Source organism: Nostoc sp., assembly GCF_036917615.1.
Lineage (GTDB): Bacteria > Cyanobacteriota > Cyanobacteriia > Cyanobacteriales > Nostocaceae > Nostoc.
Genome location: NZ_JBALCZ010000040.1, coordinates 124,454 through 149,352, shown reverse-complemented (window position 1 = coordinate 149,352; position 24,899 = coordinate 124,454). Strand labels below are relative to the sequence as shown.

The following is a 24,899-nucleotide window of genomic DNA, read 5'->3' as shown; positions in this document are numbered from 1 at the left end:
TTGTTTTATGTGCAATCCCTCTCTCAAGCTTGGGAGAGGGACAGACAACAAGGAAGGGGAAGCTAAACACCCCGTAGCCTTGTAGGGGAGGGGCCTTTTTGAGAGGTTCTTTAAGGATTACTGAATTGGTGTTCTAGGGAGTTGCAACAACTTGAAAGCGTCGCATCATATCGAAGTCTTCGTGTTCTAGGATGTGACAGTGCCAGAGATAATACCCCGGTTTATCGAAGGTGGCAATAATGCGAACAACTTCACCTGGGTTAACAACTACGGTGTCTTTCCAACCTTTCTCATAAAGTGGTGGAGGCTCAGGATTGCCGATTAGGCCAGCATTTTGTAGAAATAGCTTAGTCTTACGAGGGTCTGTAATAATTGGGACTGCACTGCCAGCAAAGTTCTGTCGATTTAGAATCAGGAAGGAAACCAAGTGCAAGTGAATTGGGTGTGGCTCCTGTGTCGTGTTGTATAATTCCCAAACTTCAGTTGTGCCGAGTTTTGGTTTCTCAGTAGTTGGCTCGTCATAGCGCAATGAGCCGTCTGCCAATGTACCTTGCTCTAGAAGCTTGCGACCGAATTCATCCTTATTTTCAAAAAGAACCAGTTGCCGAGTCAGTCCGGTTTGAGCAGGAGGTATAATCTTGTTAGGTAGCAACCGTGTTGTCAGTCCATCACTTTCATTGGTATCGACTGTAGCATTTGGAACATTTGAAAGTGGTTGATCGACTGCAATCTTCATTATCTGACCTGTAAGCTCGGAATCGGCTTTATCATCAAAGTTCCTGATGATGAACTCTTTTCCCGAATCGCCAGTGAAGTCAACAATCACATCAGCGCGTTCACCTGGAGCAAGAACTAAATTTTCAAGTACGACTGGTTTTTCTAATAAGCCTTGCTCGGTGCCGATTTCGTAAAACTTTTCCTTTGAGTCGTTGAAATTCAGGTTGTAGAAGCGCGAATTTGAACCGTTTGCCAAACGTAAACGGTACTTTCTCGGTTCGACCGCCAACTTTGGCCATGCCATACCATTTACTAGGATGAAATCACCATAGAAATTGGGCACTACACTTGGATATGAAGTATCTGGATAATTTGAACCAGGTGGGTAATAAAGCTGACCCTTCGCAGTGAAATTCCGATCCTGGATGATGAGTTCTTTCTCGTGGTTACCACTGGGCAAAATGTTGCGATTGATCAGATTAATCTCGTTGTTATCCCTTAGCAGGTAGAAGCCTGCAAGACCAGCGTATAGACTTAAACGATTGTTACTGAGAATGTGGTCGTGATACCAGAGTGTCGCTGCCCGCCTGTTGTCATTTGCATAACTATAGTTCTTTTTAACCCAACTGGGTCCGGTTTGTGAGAAATCTTGGGTAAACCAAGCTTCGGAATATCCGTCGCTAGTCCACTCAGTATGACCACCATGCACATGCGTTACTGTAGGTACAAGCCCTTTGGAAAGAGCGTTTTCAACCGATTTTGTAATGATGCTCTTGTCTACTGGAAAAAGATGTCCGGTTTTTGGTAGTTTGTTGTCCCACAGCACTTCAATCGGTACGTCTTTTCGCGCCACGAATGTGGAACCTGGGTAAGTAACAGCCTTTTGCCCTTTTAAGCCATACCCCCAAACTTTTGTATTCAAGCGTGCATCATCGTCTGTACCATATATGCCATCTGCACCAGGACTGCTATATAATCCAAGCCATTGCTTAGTTTCTCCCATCTCTACATCGAAGTGACCACCCTTTGTAGCATCTATCCTTGCTGGAGACGGCAATGAATTGATGAACTTCGGTTGAGTTCTTGCATCTAGCCGCGAATCAGCAGCCATAGTTAAACTCAATTTGGAAAAGATGATTCCAGCCAGTAGTGTTACAATAAAGACAAAGGGGAGATACAGTTTGAAGTTTCGCCTCCACTTACTCAGTAACAACTTGCTAGTCATAATTAATCTACTCCTTCAAAAATTCTTATTGATAGTAAGCTAGTGGATATCCAATTAAAAAATGCTGCTCCTGCCTTTTTGCTAAGAATGATTTTACCTGTACTTAAATAAAATTACGTGAATTTTACTTAAGTTATACATAACTTAAGTGGAACTAAAAAAAAATGATTTATTTTTTTGCAATACATGACTTTTTTTTAGGGAATGTTCTTTTAATCAAACGAAACCTTTGGATAGGTAATAGGCGAATCCATAAAAATATACTACTTTCTGTTGATTAACTCTCAACCTCCGCAAAATTCCTGATTAATCCCTTAATTGCCTAGAAGCGTTGCAGCTAACTAGCAAGGTCTGCCGAATTGAAGCGAGTGCCCTATCGCCGCCAAATCAATAGATTATGGCCGCAGCCTTCTCTCGAAAAAAGGTAAAATAGCAAATTTTGATTTTCAGCCCATCTTCTATAATTGATAAAACCTGCACACCTAATTTTAGGCATGAGACTGTGACCGAATCAGGAAGTTACAAAGATACTGTAAACCTACCCAAGACTAACTTTGATATGCGGGCAAATGCCATCAAGCGTGAGCCTGAAATCCAAAAGTTTTGGGAAGAAAATAAAATTTTTGATCGCCTCTCTAAAAATAACCCCGGCGAATTATTTATACTGCACGATGGGCCTCCCTACGCTAACGGCTCACTCCATATTGGTCATGCCTTAAATAAAATTCTCAAAGATATTATTAATCGCTACCAACTGCTACAAGGGCGTAAAGTTCGCTACGTCCCTGGTTGGGATTGTCACGGATTGCCAATTGAATTGAAAGTTTTGCAGAACATGAAGTCAGCAGAACGGCAAAATTTAACGCCTTTACAACTGCGCTTAAAAGCGAAAGAATTTGCCCTAACCACAATAGATGACCAGCGCCGAAATTTTAAACGCTACGGTATTTGGGGTGATTGGGATAACCCTTATCTAACTCTGAAGCCGGAATATGAAGCGGCTCAAATTGGCGTGTTTGGTCAGATGTTCTTAAAAGGCTACATCTATCGCGGTTTGAAGCCGGTTCACTGGAGTCCCAGTTCTAAAACCGCTTTGGCTGAAGCTGAGTTGGAATATCCAGAAGGTCACATTTCCCGCAGTATCTATGCAGCTTTTCCAATCACAGGTTTAGCGGAAGCTGTAAAACCACTATTGGCAGAATATCAGTCAGATTTAGGTGTGGCTATCTGGACAACTACACCTTGGACAATTCCGGGGAATTTGGCTGTGGCGGTGAATGCAGATTTGAATTATGCAGTCGTGGAAGTTTCCCACCCAGAGGCAAAAGCGCAGAGTAATTTCAAATACCTCATTGTTGCTGCTGATTTAGTGGAACGTTTATGTTCGACGTTGGGAGTTGAGTTAACTCTCAAAGCCACCTTTAAGGGGAATGACTTAGAACATACTACTTACCGTCATCCCCTATATGACCGTGAAAGTCCAATTGTTGTGGGCGGTGATTACATTACTACTGAGTCAGGTACTGGGTTGGTACATACTGCACCAGGTCATGGTCAAGAAGACTACATTGTTGGTCAGCGTTATGGTTTACCCATCCTTGCACCAGTGGATGACAATGGCAATTTTACCGAAGAAGCGGGACAATTTGCGGGGTTAAATGTGCTGGGAGATGGTAATCAGGCGGTGATTGATGCCTTAACGGTGGCTGGTTCCTTGTTGAAGGAAGAAGCATACCCCCACAAGTATCCCTATGATTGGCGGACGAAGAAGCCGACGATTTTCCGCGCTACTGAACAATGGTTTGCTTCCGTGGAAGGATTTAGAGAAGAAGCACTAAAAGCGATCGCAACGGTAAAATGGATTCCAGCCCAAGGTGAAAATCGGATCACGCCAATGGTGGCGGAACGTCCCGATTGGTGTATCTCTCGTCAGCGAAGTTGGGGTGTACCAATTCCCGTTTTCTATGATGAAGCCACTGGAGAACCACTGCTGAATGAAGAAATTATCAACCACGTCCAAGGAATCATCGCAGAAATTGGTTCTGATGCTTGGTGGGAATTATCAGTTGAGGAATTATTACCAGAATCTTATCGTCAAAATGGTAAGTCTTACCGCAGAGGTACAGATACAATGGATGTATGGTTTGATTCTGGCTCATCTTGGGCAGCTGTCGTCAACCAGCGTCCAGAGTTACGCTACCCTGCTGATATGTACTTAGAAGGTTCCGACCAACATCGTGGCTGGTTCCAGTCAAGCTTGCTCACCAGTGTAGCAGTGAATGACATTGCGCCTTACAAAACTGTGCTAACTCATGGCTTTGCTTTGGACGAGCAAGGGCGGAAGATGAGTAAGTCAGAAGGAAATGTGCTTGACCCAAATACAATCATTGAAGGCGGGAAAAATCAAAAAGTAGAACCGCCCTACGGTGCAGATGTATTGAGATTGTGGGTATCATCGGTTGACTATTCCGGCGATGTCCGCATTGGTAAAAACATCATCAAGCAGATGAATGATGTTAGAGGCAAAATTCGCAATACGGCGCGGTTTTTGTTGGGTAGCTTGGATGATTTTGACCCTCAAAAAGATGCAGTCCCTTTCGAGGAATTGCCTGAACTTGACCGTTATATGCTGCACCGCATCACCGAGGTGTTTGAAGAAGTGACGGAAGCCTTTGAGAGTTTCCAATTCTTCCGCTTTTTCCAAACGGTGCAGAATTTCTGCGTGGTGGATTTATCCAACTTTTATTTAGATATTGCCAAAGATAGGTTGTACATCAGCGCAACCAATGCTTTCCGCCGTCGCAGTTGTCAAACAGTGCTGAAGATAGCAATAGATAATTTAGCACGAGCGATCGCTCCTGTATTATCCCACACCGCCGAAGATATCTGGCAATTTCTCCCCTACAAAACACCTTACAAATCGGTGTTTGAAGCCGGTTGGGTGCAGGTAGACGAAAAGTGGCGTAATCCTGAATTAGCCGAATTCTGGCAACAAGTCCGGCAAATTCGTACTGAGGTGAATAAGGTATTAGAGCAAGCCAGGATAGAAAAATTGATCGGTTCGTCTCTCGAAGCAAAATCCTTGCTTTATATAGCTGATGAGCATTTACGTGCTTCAGTAAAAGCACTAGATACAGTTCTTGGAAACGGTATCGATGAACTTCGCTATCTGTTCCTTACCTCCCAAGTGGAAGTATTAGATACTCCAGAAGTACTGCAAGGGTTGAAATATAAGTTGCAATCAGATAGCTGGGGAATTGGTGTAGTGAACGCAGATGGGCAAAAATGCGATCGCTGTTGGAACTACTCTACTTACGTGGGAGAATCACCAGAACATCCGCTAATTTGCGAACGGTGTGTTGCAGCCTTAGCCGGAGAGTTCTAAAAGCAAATAATCCCACGGCACTAACAGACTAGAAGTCACTAACTGACAAACAAAGCCGTAGCTTTGTAGGCTAAATGCTTTTTAACTTCATGAAGTCCGCCCCTGTGTAGCCAAGTCAGTGCGGTCTTCTGCCTTGGCGTAGCGTCTTGTAGAGTTGGGGAGACGATGCCGCGCATAGCGCAGCCTCTTCTCTACCTTGGGCTGCGCCAACGAGTCCGCGTCCCTTGCGTAGTATAGGACTTACACATCATACATATGTACTATCAAAATTTCGGTTTTTGAGGCATGTCTAATATGATTAGGACTTACGCAAGAACCCTTTAAAACTCCATTCCTTTGTGTCCTTCTCTACGAGACGCTACGCGAATGCGTCCTTTGCGGTAGCCTGCGGCAAGCCGCTCCGCGTCTACGTTTTTTCATAATTTTGCGTAAGTCCTGATGATGTCTGCTTGAATACAAGTCATATCACAACTAATTTACAGGACATAATATCAATTACAAGCGAAGCGCAGCAATTGCAGAGACTTTGTGATTGCTGCATTCCACAACTCTTGGAGACGCTTTGCGTAGCTTGCTTCGACTTAGGAGTACGTTTCACTCGCAATGACATATCACAAGTGATTTGCCGGATATGATCTAACACCCAAAACAGTAAATATACGATTAAATTAGGTTGCAGTCAGCGCTTGAAATAGATATTTTGCGTAATACACATGATGGTTATTTTGTACAGTGGTTAAGTCTAAGGGTAATATACTTTTAAGCAAAAAGTTTGGGTATTATTACTAGATATATCTACGTATTTTTACTATAAATGCCTTAGATAGAAAGCCAAATCGAGAGATTGTTAAGAAAATATAAAGGTACGGATTAATACGTAAATTTTAGATTAGAACATCCATTAAATCAAATTTCAAGAGATACAGAGATATGTCAGATAGAGTTGCTAAACAGTTGGCAGATTTTTTGCTGCAAATAGAACAGCGATCGCAGTTTCATGCAGGCTATCCATATAATTTAAGTTGTGATTACAGTTTGCTGGCAAAATTCTTCAATTTTATGTTAAACAATGCTGGAGATCCATATGTTGAGCCAGATTTTGGTCTCCATTCTCGTAAGTTTGAGCAAGAAGTATTATCTTTTTTTGCTCACCTTTATAAGATTCCAGAAAATCAGTTTTGGGGTTATGTTACTGCTGGGGGAACTGAAGGTAATTTATATGGAATGTTCTTAGCAAGAGAAATCTACCCTAATGGGATTCTTTACTCATCACAAGACTCTCATTACTCAATTCCCAAAGCAGCCAAATTATTTTGCATTCCACATAATGTTGTTAATTCGCAAATTAATGGAGAGATAAATTATGAACATTTTGAACAACTAATTAGCGAAAATCGTAATTATCCAGCGATCATAAATTTAAATATTGGGACTACTGTCAAAGGTGCGATTGATAACTTAGACAAAGTTCTCGAAATTTTAGAGCGCAATCAGATTAAAGATTATTATATTCATTGTGATGCCGCACTTTCAGGATTAATATTACCATTTCTAGATGGCGCTCCGCAAGTTAACTTTCAAAAACCCATAGATAGTATAGCTATTTCTGCTAAATTCATTGGTTCTCCATTGCCTTGCGGTGTAGTTTTAACTAAGAAAAAATGGGTAGAAAAAGTTGAAATAGTAATTGAATATATTGGTTCAAAGGATACAACTATTTTGGGTTCTAGAAACGGTCATACCTCTTTGATTCTCTGGTATGCATTGCAAACAAGAGGTTATGATGGATTAGCTAGAGAAGCAAATACCTGTATTTCTAATGCCCAATATCTTTTCCAACAACTGAAAATCAGAGAATATCCATGTATGCTCAATAATTTTTCCAATACCGTAGTGTTTCAAAAACCTTCTCAAAGATTAATTAAAAAGTGGCAGTTAGCAATTTTTGAGAATTGGGTACACATTGTAGTCATGCAGAATATTGATCGAGAGAAAATCGATACTTTTGTTAACGAACTTTTGTTAGAAGAAGGGTTAGTTAATAATCCAGAAGATTTACAGCTACAGCCATTAGTACACTAATATAGATGAGCAAGTGAAATTAATCGCCCAATTTGACGAGGTGTTTCTCTAAGAGGATGTCTGAAAAGTGTACGAAAGGTATAATTTGTCATTTTGAGCGTAACGAAGTGGAGCGAAAAATAGCAATTCACCGTGGGTTTATGAGATGCAACACTTGGCTATCGCTTCATTCAGCATGACATTTTTAACTTCTCAGACATCCTCTAAACAGAATTTGCTCCCAAGATTTTATCTCTTTAAAAAGTTTTTGCCGCACAAGTTGGCAGCAAGTAGTATTTCTACCTCTGCACTTCCCATAGGTGGTAAGAAAAAATACCCTTGTCCATAATCACATTGTAAAGCCTTTAACTGTGCTAATTGCTCTACAGTTTCTATCCCCTCTGCTGTTACAGACATATTTAAATTATGAGCTAATGTCACAATAGCTCGAATAATTTCTAAATTTTCGCCTCGACTACCTATATTGCTGACGAAAGAGCGGTCAATCTTAAGGGTTTTAATTGGTAGGCGGTGCAGATAACTCAAAGATGAATACCCAGTACCAAAATCATCCATATGCAACTCGATATTCAGCGCTGTTAACTGAGAAAGTACGGTGGTAGCTAATTCAAAATTATCCATCAACAAGGTTTCAGTAATTTCCAATTTCAAATTGCATGGCTTCAGTCCAGTTTCCTGCAAAATATGTTTAACCTGTTTAAACACATCGGGTTGCGTGATCTGTTTACCAGAAAAATTCACGCTAATTGTCAGGGGTAGTGAAGTGGGAAATTGTTTATGCCATATGTGCATTTGTTGACATGCTTGATAAAGCACCCATCGCCCGATAGTAACAATCATTCCAGTTTCCTCGGCCAGGGGAATAAAATCTTGAGGGGAAATAAGTCCTCGTTTGGGATGATGCCAACGGATGAGTGCCTCAAATCCAATAATTTTGCCAGTTGTCAGTGAAATAATTGGCTGGTAATCAAGGCGAAATTCTTCTTGCTTGAGCAACGCATTTCGCAAAGCAGTTTCTAACTCTAAGAGCGAAGATGCACCCTCGTGCATCTTTTGGTCAAATACCTCATAGCGTGCCTTACCAAGTGCTTTGGCATAGTACATTGCCAGATCGGCATCCCGGAGAATCTGCGCTGCTTGGTGATAATCTGCTTTACTTAAGGCAATGCCAATACTAGCATTAGTAAACACCCTATGCTCATTTAATTGAAATGGCAAAGCTAGCACCCTTTTAATTCGCTCGGCTATCTGTATGGCGGTGCTGATATCCTCAATTTCCTCAACTAAGATTGTGAACTCGTCTCCGCCAAAACGGGCAACTATGTCTCCAACTCGCAGAACTGACTTTAGCCGACGAGAAATTGCAATCAAAAGTTGATTTCCTATTAGATGTCCAAGGCTGTCATTAACAACTTTAAAGCGGTCTAGGTCTAAGAAGAGTACGGCAAATAAATAATTATTTTGCTGTTTAGTACGTTCTATTGCCCACTGCACCCGCTTCAGAAATAATGGTTGGTTAGGTAATCCAGTTAGTCCGTCATGAAGACTATTGTGCAGTAATTGCTCTTGTGTTTGTTGACGCTTGATAATGTCTTGTTCAAGTTGTTGATTAACTCTAATAAGTTCAATGGTGCGTTCTAGCACCATCTGCTCAAGCTGATAACGATACTGGATTAATTCTTCCTCTACTAACTTCCGCTTAGTGATGTCACGGACAATAACAACATACTCTCGTAGCTGGGAATTAAATGGCTGTGAAATAGTCGATTCAACAATTCGTAGACTTTGGTTTATTTTTAAGGTTTGCTCACTTCTAATAGACCATTGCTCCGGTTTGCCGCGATAGCATATTAAGAGTTGATTCAAGTTTTGCCCAAGCAACTGCTGAACAGTCGTTTGAAATAATTCTTCAGCAGCGGCATTTGTCTGGCAAATTATACCGTTTTCATTTAAGACTAAAACAGTATCTGGAACAGTATTAAGAGTAGTGATAAATAGGTTTTTTGCTTGTTTGCGTGCCTCATCAATAGCAACAATTTGTGGTAGAGTTGTCCAGCAAGCGATCGCTACCCCTGAAAAAGAAAGCGTCACTAATAGAATAGCTAGTAAAGAGTTTTGAGGATTATTAGAAACTTTGTCTAATAAATTGCGGAGAACCCAACTGCTTGTGGCAGTAATACAAATTAATAATACTAAGACAATCACTTGTAGTACTACAAAGTCTGGGTTGTTTTTACTAAACCTAGTGTCGTAATGCTGTGTCCACCATTCCGGGTGTAATGGCGCAAATCTTAAGCGACGTAGCGCTACATCTCCGATGATCAGAACAATGGGTAATAATAATCCCACTGAGAAATCTCTCCAATTCCAAGCTAAACCTCCCACTATTAGAACTACCGCTTCTACAAAGAAAAAACCAAGTGACCACCAAGGCCATAACACCTGCGGTTGGTCCCGACATAGCCATAATCCCAGATGTAGTCCCATAATGGACATGAGATAACAAGTGCCTGCTACTGTGACAAGTTGAGGTATATTTCCCAAATTTAGACAAAGCAAACTGAGTAGAAAAGTAACTAGGATAGCAGGTCCAAGGACACCTTGACGGGAAACTACTGCAAAGATGGGAGAAAGCTGTCTGTCTAAAGCAAGTTGGTATAATATCCGAGGAGAGTTGGAAACTGCCGTAGCAGAACTTAGAAGGCAGGATAGAGAAATCAGAAGTGTTACTAGAAAGGGGGCATATTCACCCCAAAAAGGCTTAGAAGCCGCTACCAGAATTAAGAACGCATCGTCACCTATTTTTTGATTTTGAACCGAACACATTAATACCCAAGAACCACCTAAAAACACTGGAGGAATTAGCCAAGCAGCTACGCTTAAGAACCTTAAAGTTTTATATGGGTGGCGGCTATCAGCAACAAAAGAAGAAGTGGTTTCACAAGCATAAATTGAATAGCTAGCCAGAAAAAACCACTTTAACCATTCTTCAAAGCTCAGGCTATGTGTGCTAGTTAGGATAAATTTAAAACTAGTAGTTGAGGAGGCTAACCATATTACACCTTGAGTACAAAACAAAAGCAGTAATAAAATCGCTGGGAATACAAAAAATAAATGCAGGAGCGCTAAAGCACGGCTGCCACTGAATGCCACAATAAAAGGAATTGCTGTAAATGCAACTTTTAATAAAGTTTCTGGGCAAGAAATACCTATTTGATCAAAATTGCCTTTAATTAGGTTTGTAAGAATAATTGCATACAGTGCCGGTGCTGCTGCCCAGCTAAAAAAGTATCCTAAGGCTACGTAACGGCCTAAGCCAGGAAAGTTCTTTAATAGCCTTGTGGTATAGTTTGGTGTTCCTCCAGCGACATCTGACCAATGTCTACCTAGACTTTGTACTTGCAAGTTAAGTAAAAAGGAAATGATCGTGCCAAAAAACCAAACTAAGATCGCTTTAGGCCCTAACGCTGCATGAATAATCGGGGCAGTACCAATCCATCCCACATGACCTGTTAAGCCAAAGCCCCAGGTTTCGAGATAACTCAGAGTCCGTGGTAGGCGTATTATCAAGTGCTGATTTTTCTCTGCCTGTACAGAATTGTTAGTAAGCATTGTTTCTTAGTGAAATTTACTGGCCTTTTCACTCAATAGCTGAATCTCAATGCACATGGCTTGCGTATAAATACTGCATTTTGCAAAAAGATAACTTACTTATTACTACCTTTTATTTTTCCACACAATTAAATAGTAACTATAATTGATTTGGGAAAATCGAAAGTTTCAGATTTCCAACTTATTTAATAAGTCGGAAATCATGTTATTCACGAATTGTTTAACTTGACTATAGCTTTTGCAACAACTCCTGAGTTAACTGAAAGAAAGCTTTTGAACCAGCTGATTGCGGAGCAATTAAAACAGCTGGCATAAAACTATCAACAGCCTTAGCAACATTAACATCAACTGGTATTTGTACCTTACAAATTTTTTCTACGCCGAAATCTTCAACAACGCGGTGCATTACTTGTTTATAGTATCTGCCAGTAAGAAGGTTAGCGCTGGACATACTAAATACAATTCCCAGCATTTTTGTATCTATTTTTGTTTCATGTCCGTGACTGTCTTTTAATTGGGCAATCCGTCTTTCCAACAGTTGAATACCCACTATAGATAAGGGTTCTGGTTTAGCAGGAAGTATGTAAAAGTCGCTGGCGGCTAAAGCGCTACGAGTCAATAGATTATAGCCAGGGGCACAATCGAGAAGGATAAAATCATATTCTTGACGTACTGATTTTAAAATGTTATTAATCAGAACTCTTTCAAAACGATTCCAAATAGTTTCAAAGTCCTGTTCCCCCAAAGCAGTTGCTTGTTTATGCAGCATTTCTGACACAACAAATTCATCGTACAAGTCGATATCTCCTGGTAATAAATCCAGTCCGGGAAGATTACAAACCTGGGATTGAACGATATCCTGAATTGTCAGTTTTGCTTGCGGGTCTGGATTGATAATTTCGTCTATCAGATACCTAAATGTCTTACTTTGTTTACGGCGCTTGGCAAAATCTAAAGGCGACATCAAACTGAGTGTGGCGCTAATTTGGCTGTCTAAATCCAGGACAAGCACCCGCTTGCCATGATTTTTAGCTAAACAGGTAGCTAAATTGACAGTGAGGGTGGTTTTACCAACGCCACCTTTCATATTTGCAGTAGCAATTACATATCCCATTGGTTGAGTCCTCTGTTGACGCATTCCCATCTAGGTAGCGTACACCTCTCTCGATCTATAAAATCTTCCATTAAATTTAATATTTTCGGAAACTCTTTTCAGTGAGATTGCTTTAATTGTAGGCGTTGAGGTAGGTGACACGATTTAATCTCAGCCGTCGGACTGTTTTTTGATGAAATGGGCTAGTACCGTAAGGCGGAAGTCAAAAGAATTATATTCCTTGCTCTTGCGCCATTTTGTAGACGCAAAGCGGCTTCCCGGAGGGTATGGTTGGTTTATTTACGCGCCCGCTGTACTAGTTAAATTGCTGTCACTTTGGTTGAAAGCTAGATAACATTAGATTCGGCGTGTTTACTGTTCGGGAGTGCCAAAATGTCTAAACAGCTGGGTCAAAAAATCGCACCGACACCCATATCAAATGATATCAATGTGGTGGATTTGATTGATCAATACTTCACCGCTTACAACTCGGCACGTTTGCGGGAAATCTGCCAACTTCTGAGTCGCGATGTGCTAACGGCAGGTGTCACGGTGGGAGTTAGCCTTTCGGGTGCGATGACACCAGCCGGATTTGGGGTTTCAGCACTTGCACCCTTAATTCGCAACGGCTTTATTGACTGGATGATTAGCACTGGTGCAAATCTTTACCACGATATGCACTACGGTTTGGGTTTTGAACTCTTTGCTGGTAATCCGTTTTTGGATGATGTGAAACTGCGCCAGGAAGGCACTATTCGCATTTATGACATTATCTTTGGTTACGATGTGCTGCTGGAAACTGATGCGTTCATCCGCAAGATTCTGCAAGGGGAAGCATTTCAGAAGCGGATGGGAACTGCTGAGTTTCACTATTTACTGGGTAAGTATGTTCGAGAAGTAGAAAAGCAGCTGGGTGTGCAGCATTCTTGCTTGCTTGCTACAGCTTATGAGTATGGCGTACCGATTTATACGTCTTCTCCAGGAGATAGCTCAATTGGGATGAACGTGGCGGCTTTGGCTTTGGAAGGTTCGCAGTTGGTGTTAGATCCATCAATTGACGTAAATGAGACGGCTGCGATCGCATATAATGCCCGTGAATCAGGAGGTAAAAGTGCGGCTGTAATTCTCGGTGGCGGTAGTCCTAAAAACTTTTTGCTACAAACCCAACCGCAACTTCACGAAGTATTGGGACTTGAAGAACGAGGACACGATTACTTTGTGCAGTTTACCGATGCGCGTCCAGATACAGGCGGTTTGTCTGGTGCAACCCCATCGGAAGCCGTCAGCTGGGGGAAGATTGACCCGGAAGAGTTACCTAACGCAATTGTTTGTTATACCGATAGCACGATCGCTCTACCACTGGTGACAGCATACGTCTTGAACAAGTGCCAGCCTCGTCCCCTGAAGCGTGTGTACGACAGGCGAGAAGCCATTTTGGAGAAACTGCAAAAAGACTATCTAGCAGCCAAAACCCAACCATCGGATCAGGTTCCAGCAGCAGTGTCCCAAAGTGCCCAAAAGCAAACAGCGACTTATCCCTGTGGTCGGCTGATTCCGAATGCTAATTAGGGAGTAGGGAATTTTAATATAGCGCTTCTGGGTTGAGTCCAATAGAGACCTAACCCCCAACCCCTTCCCTTATAGGGAAGGGGAGTAAGATTCAAAGCCTCTCTCCTAAAAGGAGAGAGGAATGGAAGTGAGGTCAGATCGCTATATGCACCACTCTCCACTCCCCTTTTCTCACTTTTGCCCAATCAAGAAATAAGTTGTTATTTTCCCTTTGCCTTGAAGTTCGATTTCGCCCCGCTTTTCAAATAAAAATTGATCACACAAACACTTATAAGTATCTTCTGTAACCTGGATTTTACCAATAATACCTTGGAATTCCATACAGCTAGCGATGTTTACCGTGTCTCCCCAAAGATCATAAGTAAACTTGTTGAGGTCAATTACTCCCGCCACTACGGAACCGCTATGGATGCCGATACGGATGCTGAAGTTTTGGTTATTCTCAGTATTAAATAGAGCGATCGCAGTTTGCATGTGCAGTGCCATTTGGGCGATCGCTTGGGCATGATCTAGGCGGCGTGTGGATAAGCCACCAACTACCATATAAGCATCGTTAATCGTCTTGATTTTCTCTAAACTATATTGCTCGGCGAGGCGATCTAAGGCTGAGAAAATCGAGTTTAGTAAGTTTACCACTTGAATTGCACTCACAGAAGCAGCAATTTCGGTAAAGCCGACAATATCTGCAAATAAAACTGTGATATCAGCAAAATCTTCGGCAATGTTAGCTGGTTCTTCGTTCAAGGGTTTGGAGATTGCGGCTGGCAAAATATTCAGCAATAAACGTTCGGTTTCTTCTTGATGATGGTGCAGCGCTTCTTCTACTGCTAGTCGCTGGGTGACATTGCGAAAAATGCCGCGAACCGCAACTGGATGACCTTCGACAAATTTACAGTTAATATTACTTTCTAGAAAGATTGTTTTACCGTCTTTAGTAACGAATGCGACTATTACTTGCTCGAACTTTTCTCCTGACAGCACGCGATAAAACCTTTGCCAACAGTCTTGTTTAAAGTCTGGATGTATAATATCAAAAACAGTCATATTTGCAATTTCAGCTTCACTATATCCCAAAGTTTCTCGCCATGCACGATTGACATACAAAAAACGACCATAGGCATTGACGGATTGAATCAGATCATTAGCATTTTCAAATAAATCTCGATATTGTTCTTCACTTTCTACAAGAGCATATAAAGCTTGTTTACGTTTAATAAACTGGGCGATTTGACTACCAATAGAACCCACCATTTGCAATAGGTCTTTATCTTTTGGTTGTACCTCCCGGCTAAAGAAAACCATCACTCCTAAGATTTCACTATCCTCTAAGATGGGGAAGCCAAAAGCTGCGTGCAATCCCGCCTCAGCAGCAGGTTGCGATCGCCTTTTGTCTCCATCTTCTGTGATATCTTGAATCCACAAGGGCAAACGTCTGATCCAAATTCGACCAGGTAAGCCAACACCGGGTGTATAGGTAGTTTGCCAGGTGATTGCTTTAAACTCTCGGATAGAAATTACTCGACTTGACCAAATTTCCACACACCTTAGTACTGCATTGATGCTGTGTCTCGGTACCGAAGTGCCAATATATTGACTTGGTGTCCAAAGTTCGCCTAAATCCCATCCCAAGTTTTGACAAATCGACTGCAAAATTTGCGGAATTACCTGCTTTACACTCTCGGATTCTGATAATATATGAGTGATAGCATACTGGGTACTTGTACGCTGTTCCCGCTGCTGCCGAGCAGTAATATCCCGACCAATATAGACAATATCTTCTAATCCTTTTATTTTTTTCGGAATTACTGAACAAGAAAAAGCAATTAGCCGCTTTTCTCTTGTCTTGGTTCGACAAACTACCTCGAAATTCGGAAAATCTTTCTGAAAAGAAGAATGCTGGTGAATGGCTGGGATTAATCCTTGATCATCATCAATTATCAGTGATATTGGTTGATTAATTAATTCTTCTTCACTAAAACCAAATAATTGTTGAGCAGCACGATTTACTTTTTTGATTTTTCCTAAATTATTGGTTAAAAACAAAGCATCTGCCATTGCAGTAATTACTTGATCCATGTAATTTTTGTATAAAATTAAAGTACTTGATAGCACAATACGCTTGGGTTAAAGCCAAAAACCAAAACCAGCGTAGGTTGGGGAGCCACTGCGTTGCGTATTTTCCAAGAGTTGTTCGCTCTTAGCTTTCCCGCTCTTTAGCAAGTGGCGTTTGAGGAACAAAACCCAACATTTTTCGTGGTTTGTTGGGTTTCACTACCTGCCTTAAGCCGCCTCCGGCGTCTAGGTTCAACCCAACTACAAATAATCCTTAACCCAAGTGTATTGCTTGATAGCAGATTTATTTCATTGGCTTGCTGTGCTAAGTTTTGCTTTAAAACTAGTACAGCACGGCGTAAATAAATAGACCATTGAAAAGCCCTAAAGAGCTTATTCCATAATACTTTTGAATGAGTGACTTTTGAATGAGTGACTTCCGCCTTGCGGTACTAGCCTATCGGAAACATCCTCAATCAAGACAATTAATTTATTTTCATGCTGTTCGTTGATGATATATATCTATATATATATGGATTTTAGCCTTTCATCAGTTTTACATACTTGAAAGTTCATTTTTCAAGATAGCGCGATCGCAGCCATCCGGTAAAAATTTTTTAGGTTATATCGTTATTTAGTTGATTTATGTATAACATATTACGATGTAGTATCAAGAAGTAAACTTTGATCAGATGTAAAATCGCACTGCGATCGCCTAAAATTTAAGATTGAGAAAGTCATATTTATAAAGTTAGTCAAAACCCAATGAATCACCAGCGTGCTAATACTCTCAAAGCTGCATTTCAAGTTTGTAATGTTGAACCGCTAGAGGGTGCAGACATGGAGCGTTACTATGTTGATTTATCAGCAGTCCGCAAAACTTCAGCAATTGACAGCGTTAGTACGATTTTAGACTTTCAAGAACCCGCAGATTTCAGCACAATTTTGTTTACCGGACATCGCGGCTGTGGCAAAAGTACAGAGTTAAAACGCATTCAGAACCAATGGGAAAAACAATACCACGTAATTTATTTAGAAGTGAACGAAGAAACAGATATTAATGATGCTAATTATACAGATTTATATTTAATCGTCATCAAGCAAGTAGAATTTGAGTTGCGTAAATTAGGTTTAAAATTTGATCCTCAACTTTTAGAAAACTTTGAATCTTGGTTTAAGGATATTACTAAAGAAACAGAAGAAACTGTAGAAAAGTCTGTCAGTATTCAGGGAGAAGCGACTCTGAAACCAGAAGCTCCATTTATCGCTAAATTGATGGTCAAATTACTGGCACAAATTAAAGGTTCTGATAAGCAAAAAACTACTATTCGCCAAACTTTAGAAAAAGACCTATCACGTCTCAAAGCAGATATTAACCTTTTATTAGGAGATGCCTATGTTAAACTCCGAAAAAAATTACCTCAATGTAAGGGTTTATTGATTATTTTTGATAACATGGATCGTGTACCACCGACAATTGCAGAACATTTATTTTTTGACTATGCGGCTCAGTTACAAGAATTAGACTGCACGATAATTTATACAGTTCCAATTTCTGTGCTTTGTTCGCCTAAAAACCCACTCAATCAGTTTGATGGTAATCCTCATATTGTCCCAATGGTGAATATTTATGAATTTGAACGCGATCGCTGCCATTTAAACTACAATCAAACGGGACTAGAAGCAGTTGCCAGCGTCATTGAAAAGCGCGTAGATATTGATGCTGTATTTGAATCTCGCCAGGAATTGCTAGATTTAGCCAAAGCCAGTGGAGGACATGTCCGCCAATTAATGCAGATGATGCGGACTGCTTGCCAAACTGCTAGTACTCGTAAACATCCCAAAATTATTGCCGAAGATATTATGTATGCTGTGAAACAACAGCAATTTAGTTTTGAAAGGTTTATTCCTGAAGAACATTATGCGTTTTTAGCCCAAGTGTGTATAACCAAGAATGTCAGCAAAGATGATATTGGTCAGTTAATGCTGTTCAACACTTCAGTTTTGGAATACAACGGCGATAAACGATGGAATTACCCCAATCCAGTGGTGAAGCAAAATGAATTCTTCCAGAAAGCCCTCGCATCCGCACTCGCAGCGCAACCTTAGTTCAGAAATCGGGCCGTTTATCGCCCTTAATCAAGAGATATTTGCTCAATTACTCACCTTTGTAGACTTTGCAGAAAAGTTTACGATTGGTTTTGTGGAAATTAATTTTCCCCCAGATGTAAAAATATTAGTTGAGGCGCTAAAGACAAATCCTGAGTGTCGGCATATTCAGTTTGTTAGTCTGAGTTTTTCTGATGCAAATTTGCGATTTCTCCGGGATGAAATTATCAAGATATTACCAACTATTGAGATAGAATCTAACAGAAAATTAGTCTTGATTATACAAGGTTTAGAAAAGTCTATTGGCGTTTATGGAGACTATCCGCCAGTTTTACAAGACCTCAACTTTGTCCGAGATGCTTATAAAAGAACTGTTCCTCATCCGATTCTGTTTATTCTGCCAGATTATGCCCTGACTCGGTTAGCCAAATTTGCTCCTGATTTTTGGGCTTGGCAATCGGGTATATTTCGGTTTAAAACACCTCAAATTACTAAAGATTATGCGATTAATGAGGCTCAAACTACTGAGAGAATTATAAACAGATTAGAACCTTCAGAAAAGCAAGAGCGAATCGATTTATTACACCGCCTGCTAATGGAATATAAACCTACTGGACATAATCCGACAGGAGAAAACCTCCGCAACTGTAGTAATATTTTGCATCAGCTAGGAGTCGCGTATCTAAGTAAGATAGAACCTATCAAAGCTAGAGAATATTTAGAAGAAGCTGAAAAAATAGCTAGTGAGTTTCCAGATTCCACCTTCCATGCTGAAGTCCTCAATACATTAGGAGATTCTTATTCTCAGCAAAGGCAATTTGATAGAGCGATCGCTTATTATCAAAAATCTTTAAGTATTTCACAGCAACTTCAGAATCCTCGCGGCGAAATTGCTGCTTTGTTGAAACTTGGTAATGCTTACTTGGAATTGAGACAATTTACACAGGCGACAACTTTTTATCAACAGCGTTTAGAAATTGAACAACAAATAGGTGATCGCTATTCACAAGCTGACACATACCACCAGTTGGGAATGGTTGCCCAAAAATTGCGAGAATTTGAAGAGGCGCGGCGCAATTACCAACAAGCTTTCGCAATCTTCATCGAATTTGACGATCGCTACTCGCAAGCTGACACCTATCACCAGTTGGGAAGAGTTGCCCAAGAATTGGATGAATTTGAGGAGGCGCGGTACAATTACCAACAAGCTTTGGCAATCTTCATTGAATTTGACGATCGCTATTCGCAAGCTGACACCTACCACCAGTTGGGATATGTTGCCCAAGATTTACGGGAATTTGAAGAGGCGCGGCGCAATTACCAACAAGCTTTGGCAATCAATATCGAATTTGGCGATCGCTATTCTCAAGCTGACACCTACCACGAGTTGGGAAGAGTTGCCCAAAATTTGTTTGAATTTGAAGAAGCGCGGCGCAATTACCAACAAGCTTTGGCAATCGATATCGAATTTGGTGATAGCTATTCCCAAGCCAGTACCTACGGTCAATTAGGAACGCTTGCAGAAGCAGAAGAAAACTACGCAGAGGCGAGGGTTAATTTGCAGACAGCCTTGGAGATATATGTTGAGTATGAGGATGAATATTGGGGGGCGATCGCACGGGAGGCGTTAAAGAGATTACCGGAGTGATTGAGTGATGGCATTTAACAGGGGCGTGACCAGATCATACTCATTAGGCAAGTGTAGCAAGTCAATACAATCGCATTGTCAGTCGATACAATGGCATTGTCAGTCGATACAATCAAGTTGCAAGAGATTACTAGGACTTACTCACTTATCCAGTAGACTCTTTATTTGTCGCTGTGCCAAATTAGTTTCATCAAGGGTGTGAAGGCTGGAATCTCTAGCATTCAGACTAGAATCAGCACAGAAAACTTACAGGCATCAACACAAATTGTTGCAAGCCTAAAAGGGGGTAAGACCCAGCTTGATGACACGAATTTGTTTCGACGCCATTTAATTTGTCACTATACAAAAGCCTGTACGTTTTTCGGACAACAATCTCTTGGGAAATTGTGATGCTCAAAACCTTTATTGGAAGCTGCCATTGTGGCGCAGTTCGATTTGAAGCCGACATCGACCTGAGCTTGGGTACAAACAAATGTAACTGCTCAATCTGCACGAAAACGCGGAATTGGAACGCAATCATCAAGCCCAGCGCATTCCGATTGCTATCCGGCGAGGGCGACTTGAGCGACTACCAGTTCAATCTAAAAGTTGGACATCATCTCTTTTGCAAGCACTGCGGCGTGCGATCGTTTGCTCGTGGGCACGTTGAAGAGATTGGCGGTGACTACGTTTCAGTCCAATTGGCTGCCCTTGACAACGCCGAACCAACGGAACTCATTGAAGCGCCCATTCGATTTGCTGATGGCCGTAACAACAACTGGGATGCGCCTCCAGCGGAGACAAGGCAATTATAGAAGCGTGGACGCCGCTTTCACGGTAGTCCAATACAGACCTAACCCCCAGCCCCTTCCCTACAAAGGAAGGGGAGTAAGATTCAAAGCCTCTCTCCTAAAAGGAGAGAGGTTTGGAGAGAGGTCAAAGTGTACACCATACACAAAGCATCCAAAAAAGGCAATGATTTGCAAAGTAGCACATCAGTTTCCTGGCGCTAGAGTTCCAGAATTGCTAACGGGTGCTTCGGTGTATTCGCAAAAAATATTCAAGCCGATTTTGAGGATGTATAAAACAATAACAGTTGCGATCGCTGGATCAATTGGCAAACCGTGTGCCGTCGCTACACCAACAAGGGAGATAATCAACCCTGTCAGCAAGGGCGAACTCCCTGGATTCTTCGTGTAATCTTGAAGTTGGCCGCGAAAACCATCATCGCCACAGAGTTCCTCACGCAATACCTTTAGTGTTACTTGCCAAAGTGATTTTCTTTGCTGCATCAACGGTTGTCCATTTTTCTCAATCCACAAATCCTCAAAAGCGGTTTCAACTTTGCCATTGTGTTTTTCCAAGTGATTCAATGCGTGTTGTGCAGGATCGTAATCTTGTAATATCCCCCGTGCAACATTCATTTCCGTATGACTTAATTGAGCATCCATCATTTATCCTCATTTTTTAGTTTGGTTATTAGGCATGGAGCATCAGTTATTATTATTCTCCCCTGCTATTTTGCTTCCCCACTCCCCGCAAGGGTTGAAACTACGTCAAAATTTAAATAAACGCGATCGCACTTACCAACAATGCAAATTACCCAAAGTCTCCATACAGCGATTCTTGTCACTGACTTAGAACGCTCCGAACACTTTTATGGCAAAGTATTAGGATTATCCAAAATAGATCGTTCCTTAAACTACGCTGGTGCATGGTATCAAGTCGGCGACTATCAAATTCACCTGATAGTCGCACCTACTGTCCCCACCGAAAACCCCAACGAAAAATGGGGACGTAATCCCCACGTCGCCTTCTCAGTAACTGACTTAGACGCCGCCAAACAGCAATTCCTCAATCATAATTATCCCATTCAAGCCAGCGCTTCCGGTCGCGCTGCCCTGTTCACTAAAGACCCAGATGGAAATATTATCGAGTTGAGTCAGCAGTAAGGGGGAGTAGGGGACAAGGGGGAATTATTGAAAAAGTCTCTACCTTGTTTTGTCCCAATGACCAATGACCAATGACCAATGACCAATGACTAATGACTAATGACTAATGAAAATCATTGCCTACTCTTATACCAATCCGCTATTAGAATCTTCTCCCGATCAAGCTGATTGGGGATGGGAGGTGGATCAGGTTTATGAAGATTTGGGTAAGCCAGAGTCCTTTGGACACGCTACGCGAACGCAATTACAACAATTATTTACCGATTGCCAAACTGAAGGAGCAGATTATCTCCTGATTCGTCGGTTGGAAGAATTAGGGGATACTGTAGAGGAAATTAGCGATCGCTTGCATCAACTCGAAGCAATGGGAGTAGCGATCATCGCCACTGAACAGCCCTACACTTCCGAAAATTACCCTCTGGGCGCTGACTTGCTGAATTTGCTACACGCAATCCAACGTCAGCAACGTAGTCGTCGCATCCGTGAAGGACACGCCCGTAATCGTCTCGATGTTGCACCGCCACCCGGCAAAGTTCCCTACGGCTATCGCAGAGGTAAGGGAAAATATACCATTGACCGCAGTACTTCACCAGTAGTCAAAGATTTTTTTGAACACTTTTTACTCTATGGTTCCCTGCGGGGTTCAGTTCGTTACTTGGCGAAAAAATACGCCAAAAAAATCTCTGTCACCACAGGAAGACGCTGGCTAACTAATCCAGTTTATCGCGGCAATACAGCTTACCAAAATGGTGAAATTATCTCCAATACCCATATTCCGATAATTTCTAAAGAAGAAGCAGCCCAAGTTGACCGACTTTTACGCCGTAACAGCCGTTTACCATCCCGAACTGCTAGTGCGCCACGTTCTTTAGCTGGGTTGGTAGTCTGTGCTGAGTGTCAATCACACATGACAGTTACTCGTGTCACCCAACGCAATCAAGATAAGGAGTATCTTTATTTACGTTCTACTAGCTGTCCTCAAAGCCCCAAGTGTAAGGCTATTCCCTATCAAGAGGTTTTAGAACATACAATTGAAACGGTTTGCCGTGACTTACCCTTAGCTGTAGCGGGGATGAATTTTCCCCAATTGGATGCAGTCAAGAATAGTTTAGGACAAGCGATCGCTCGTCAGCAAGAAATACTTGCTCAGTTACCCGCTTTGATTGAAACTGGAATTTTAGATGTTGAAACAGCAAAGTTAAGGGCTTATAAACTCCGCACAGAAATTTCTGCACTCGAAGCAAAGTTAGCGACTCTTCCTCCAGTTAACTTGCGTTCTGTTGCTCAAGCTGTTTCCATACCACAATTTTGGTTAGATTTGTCAGAAACAGAGCGACGATTTTACTTTCGAGAATTCATCAGGCAAATTCAGATTACTCTTCAGAATAAAGAATTAAAACTAGAAATTATTTTTATTTTTTAAGCGTTTTTTGTCAGTACCGACTAATAATTTCAGGATAAAGAGGTTTACATATGGACAAAGATCAACTGAAGCGGGTTTTGACGGAGCGGATGGCGATCGGTCCTGGTCAGCCGTGGTTTGAGTCTGGGGTAGACCCCATCGACCAGTTCGTGCCTCCTGACTTCACACTCAGCCAGATTTTCTTCACACAACAAACTGCTTCCGCGCTCGTGTGTGCGCTGGATGTATATGCGAATCCCTGTTGCCTTTGTACGCCTCGGCTTGCAGCCGAATGGTCTCGACGAGGGCGCCGGGTGACGCTTCTAGACATCGACCCGAAGTTTGCCGAATTCGCGGAGTTCCTCCCTTATGATTTGCGGGAGCCACAGCCGATTAACCGGGAATTTGATGTGATTGTCGTTGATCCCCCGTTCTTCATCCCTGAGCCAGTGCATCAGGCGATCAATGTTCTGACTGGCGATCGCCGACCAGATCTATTCTTGGTGTTTGCCGTCGAACACGAAGCGGAACTGCTGCGGCTTTTTGCCGATTATCGACTCCAACCAACAGATTTCAATCTGCGGCATAGCAATGTAAAAGCCAGTCACCAGCCGTTGTTTCGGTTGTACGGTAGTCAGCCCAATTTGGTCTGTAGGTGAGAACAGCAATGTTCTCTACCACAGATATGGTTCAAATAAATGAAAACTGCTGTAAAACTCTATTTCTGAGAAGGTTGATCCTTAGTATACGCAACAGGTTTTGGCCCTGAATTCCGCACATTGATAACTTTATTAAGGATATCAAACCAAAAAGGCGCACCCATCGCAACAGCTAAACCAGTCAGTATCCAACCGCAAATTAATTTCAAACCCTGCCAAATGATTAATAAAACGTTTCCCCTATTCGAGCCTTGAGTATCTAGCTCAAACTGTTGATTGATATTTTGCCATCCAATAGGTATAGAAGCATTTCCTAAAACTTTCTCAATTTCCTTTCTGGCTTCTGGATCTTTGATAAAATCGGTTCGTTGACTTGCACTTTGAGTAATCGCAGAGCGGATAACCGAATCCTGCGACAGTCTTTTCGCGAGGTGAAATGTATCAGTATTGGTTAATATTGCAACTAATATTCCAATTAAAATTGCAACTCCTTTGGCATTACGCTTATAAACACCACTTGCTCGATCCATAGAGCGGTCAAACCATGTTTCAACTTCATTTTTAAACTGATTCACTTCTTCTGAGAGGTCATCAATTTTTATCCGACTACGTTGACCAATAATCCCAAGACTCGTAATTAAATTATTAGGTACATAATCAGGTAAATCATTATTAACAAAGTCTATAAACTTTTGATCAAAATCTCCATAAACTTGTTTAATTTTTTTGTAACTCTCACTATTGGGATCATTAATTCCTGTTTTAAGTTCCTTATAAGATGCTAAGATCATGTACAAGTTAGTTTTAAATTCGTCACTAGGATGTTTTACATAAGTAATTAACTGGGGAATTTTTAAGGCATTTAATAAGCTACTTGCAAATGTTTCCGAAGGAAGATATGAAGGGGCGCTTTGTTTGTTTCCTAATGCTTTTCTGGTTTTTTTGTCACTATTTTTAGCATTCTCCCGTAACAGATATTCTACTTTTCCCTTAGCTTGTTGATTTAAAGTATTAATTAAAGGATCTTGATAAAGCTCCTGCACTAACTCTTGTGCCTTCTCAAACTCTGATTTTTCAGTTTCGCTACCACCTGCTAAAAGTAATTCTATTGAATGTTTTAAATGTTTAGCTCTCCATTGTAAAAATGTGGCAATCAGTTCCTGAATTTCGGAAGCTATTAAGCTCAAAATCAAGTAAATAAAAACTAAGCCAATAGTAATATCCACAACTACAGGTAAATTCATTGACAGGCTCCCATAATTTTCTAGCTATTTTTTATGATGCTCAAGTGCTTTTAGATAAAATTATAACAGAAAGATTAAAATTAAAGAGTCGCTTAATTAAAATTAAAATATTAAAATTTGCTCATTTAAATAATTTTATTCAATAATTATCTTGATTTCAATTATTGATAA

Annotated in this window: 16 protein-coding genes; 9 read left to right on the top strand and 7 right to left on the bottom strand. The window is 41.2% G+C overall.

Translation table 11 applies throughout. The features are described 5' to 3' along the window. Window positions 1-133: 133 nt before the first annotated feature. A complete protein-coding gene (locus tag V7K85_RS14525; RefSeq protein ID WP_334814344.1) occupies window positions 134-1,942 on the bottom strand; it encodes a multicopper oxidase family protein in 1,809 nt (602 codons plus the stop codon). 502 nt (window positions 1,943-2,444) lie between these two features. On the opposite strand from V7K85_RS14525, the gene ileS reads away from it, so the two are divergent. Continuing rightward, window positions 2,445-5,327 carry an isoleucine--tRNA ligase gene (gene ileS / locus V7K85_RS14520; RefSeq protein WP_334814343.1) on the top strand — a complete coding sequence of 961 codons (2,883 nt, stop codon included), beginning with the start codon at window positions 2,445-2,447 and terminating at the stop codon, window positions 5,325-5,327. Window positions 5,328-5,365: 38 nt separating this feature from the next. On the opposite strand, the gene V7K85_RS14515 is transcribed toward ileS, so the two are convergent. Then, window positions 5,366-5,503 (bottom strand): hypothetical protein, encoded by a 138-nt coding sequence (locus V7K85_RS14515; protein ID WP_334814342.1) that lies wholly within the window; start codon window positions 5,501-5,503, stop codon window positions 5,366-5,368. Window positions 5,504-6,257: 754 nt separating this feature from the next. Here V7K85_RS14515 and V7K85_RS14510 point away from each other — a divergent pair. Further along, a complete protein-coding gene (locus V7K85_RS14510; RefSeq protein ID WP_334814341.1) occupies window positions 6,258-7,409 on the top strand; it encodes a histidine decarboxylase in 1,152 nt (383 codons plus the stop codon). A 228-nt stretch (window positions 7,410-7,637) separates the two neighbouring features. Here the strand turns inward: V7K85_RS14510 and V7K85_RS14505 are convergent, their stop codons facing one another. Further along, complete coding sequence (locus V7K85_RS14505; protein WP_334814340.1) at window positions 7,638-11,021, bottom strand: EAL domain-containing protein; 3,384 nt, start codon at window positions 11,019-11,021, stop codon at window positions 7,638-7,640. Between the two features lie 229 nt (window positions 11,022-11,250). Then, on the bottom strand, window positions 11,251-12,135 hold the full coding sequence (locus V7K85_RS14500) for a ParA family protein (RefSeq protein ID WP_334814339.1): 885 nt from the start codon (window positions 12,133-12,135) through the stop codon (window positions 11,251-11,253). Window positions 12,136-12,507: 372 nt separating this feature from the next. Here V7K85_RS14500 and V7K85_RS14495 point away from each other — a divergent pair, with 372 nt between their 5' ends. Continuing rightward, window positions 12,508-13,683, top strand: a complete 1,176-nt coding sequence (locus V7K85_RS14495; RefSeq protein ID WP_334814338.1) for a homospermidine biosynthesis protein — start codon at window positions 12,508-12,510, stop codon at window positions 13,681-13,683. Window positions 13,684-13,854: 171 nt separating this feature from the next. On the opposite strand, the gene V7K85_RS14490 is transcribed toward V7K85_RS14495, so the two are convergent. Then, entirely contained in the window at window positions 13,855-15,759 is a 1,905-nt protein-coding gene (locus tag V7K85_RS14490; RefSeq protein WP_334814337.1) for an adenylate/guanylate cyclase domain-containing protein, read from the bottom strand. A gap of 741 nt (window positions 15,760-16,500) precedes the next feature. On the opposite strand from V7K85_RS14490, the gene V7K85_RS14485 reads away from it, so the two are divergent. The 3 genes from V7K85_RS14485 to V7K85_RS14475 all read left to right on the top strand — a co-directional run bounded on the left by V7K85_RS14485 (window position 16,501) and on the right by V7K85_RS14475 (window position 20,286). Next, on the top strand, window positions 16,501-17,844 hold the full coding sequence (locus tag V7K85_RS14485; RefSeq protein WP_334814336.1) for a P-loop NTPase fold protein: 1,344 nt from the start codon (window positions 16,501-16,503) through the stop codon (window positions 17,842-17,844). Continuing rightward, a complete protein-coding gene (locus V7K85_RS14480; protein ID WP_334814335.1) occupies window positions 17,795-19,492 on the top strand; it encodes a tetratricopeptide repeat protein in 1,698 nt (565 codons plus the stop codon). Before V7K85_RS14485 ends, V7K85_RS14480 begins: the two co-directional genes overlap by 50 nt. Before the next feature lie 389 nt (window positions 19,493-19,881). Further along, the gene (locus tag V7K85_RS14475; RefSeq protein WP_334814334.1) at window positions 19,882-20,286 is read left to right on the top strand and encodes a GFA family protein; all 405 of its coding nucleotides are present in this window, start codon (window positions 19,882-19,884) and stop codon (window positions 20,284-20,286) included. Window positions 20,287-20,466: 180 nt separating this feature from the next. Here the strand turns inward: V7K85_RS14475 and V7K85_RS14470 are convergent, their stop codons facing one another. Then, the gene (locus tag V7K85_RS14470; RefSeq protein ID WP_334814362.1) at window positions 20,467-20,922 is read right to left on the bottom strand and encodes a hypothetical protein; all 456 of its coding nucleotides are present in this window, start codon (window positions 20,920-20,922) and stop codon (window positions 20,467-20,469) included. A gap of 141 nt (window positions 20,923-21,063) precedes the next feature. Between V7K85_RS14470 and V7K85_RS14465 the strand changes: the two genes are divergently transcribed. From V7K85_RS14465 to V7K85_RS14455, 3 genes are all read left to right on the top strand, one after another. Then, window positions 21,064-21,423 carry a VOC family protein gene (locus V7K85_RS14465; protein ID WP_334814333.1) on the top strand — a complete coding sequence of 120 codons (360 nt, stop codon included), beginning with the start codon at window positions 21,064-21,066 and terminating at the stop codon, window positions 21,421-21,423. A gap of 106 nt (window positions 21,424-21,529) precedes the next feature. Continuing rightward, a complete protein-coding gene (locus V7K85_RS14460; RefSeq protein WP_334814332.1) occupies window positions 21,530-22,846 on the top strand; it encodes a recombinase family protein in 1,317 nt (438 codons plus the stop codon). Between the two features lie 50 nt (window positions 22,847-22,896). Beyond that, window positions 22,897-23,484: a hypothetical protein gene (locus tag V7K85_RS14455; protein ID WP_334814331.1), complete on the top strand. Its 588-nt coding sequence runs from the start codon at window positions 22,897-22,899 to the stop codon at window positions 23,482-23,484. A 59-nt stretch (window positions 23,485-23,543) separates the two neighbouring features. On the opposite strand, the gene V7K85_RS14450 is transcribed toward V7K85_RS14455, so the two are convergent. After that, on the bottom strand, window positions 23,544-24,728 hold the full coding sequence (locus V7K85_RS14450) for a hypothetical protein (RefSeq protein WP_334814330.1): 1,185 nt from the start codon (window positions 24,726-24,728) through the stop codon (window positions 23,544-23,546). Between the last annotated feature and the right edge of the window lie 171 nt (window positions 24,729-24,899).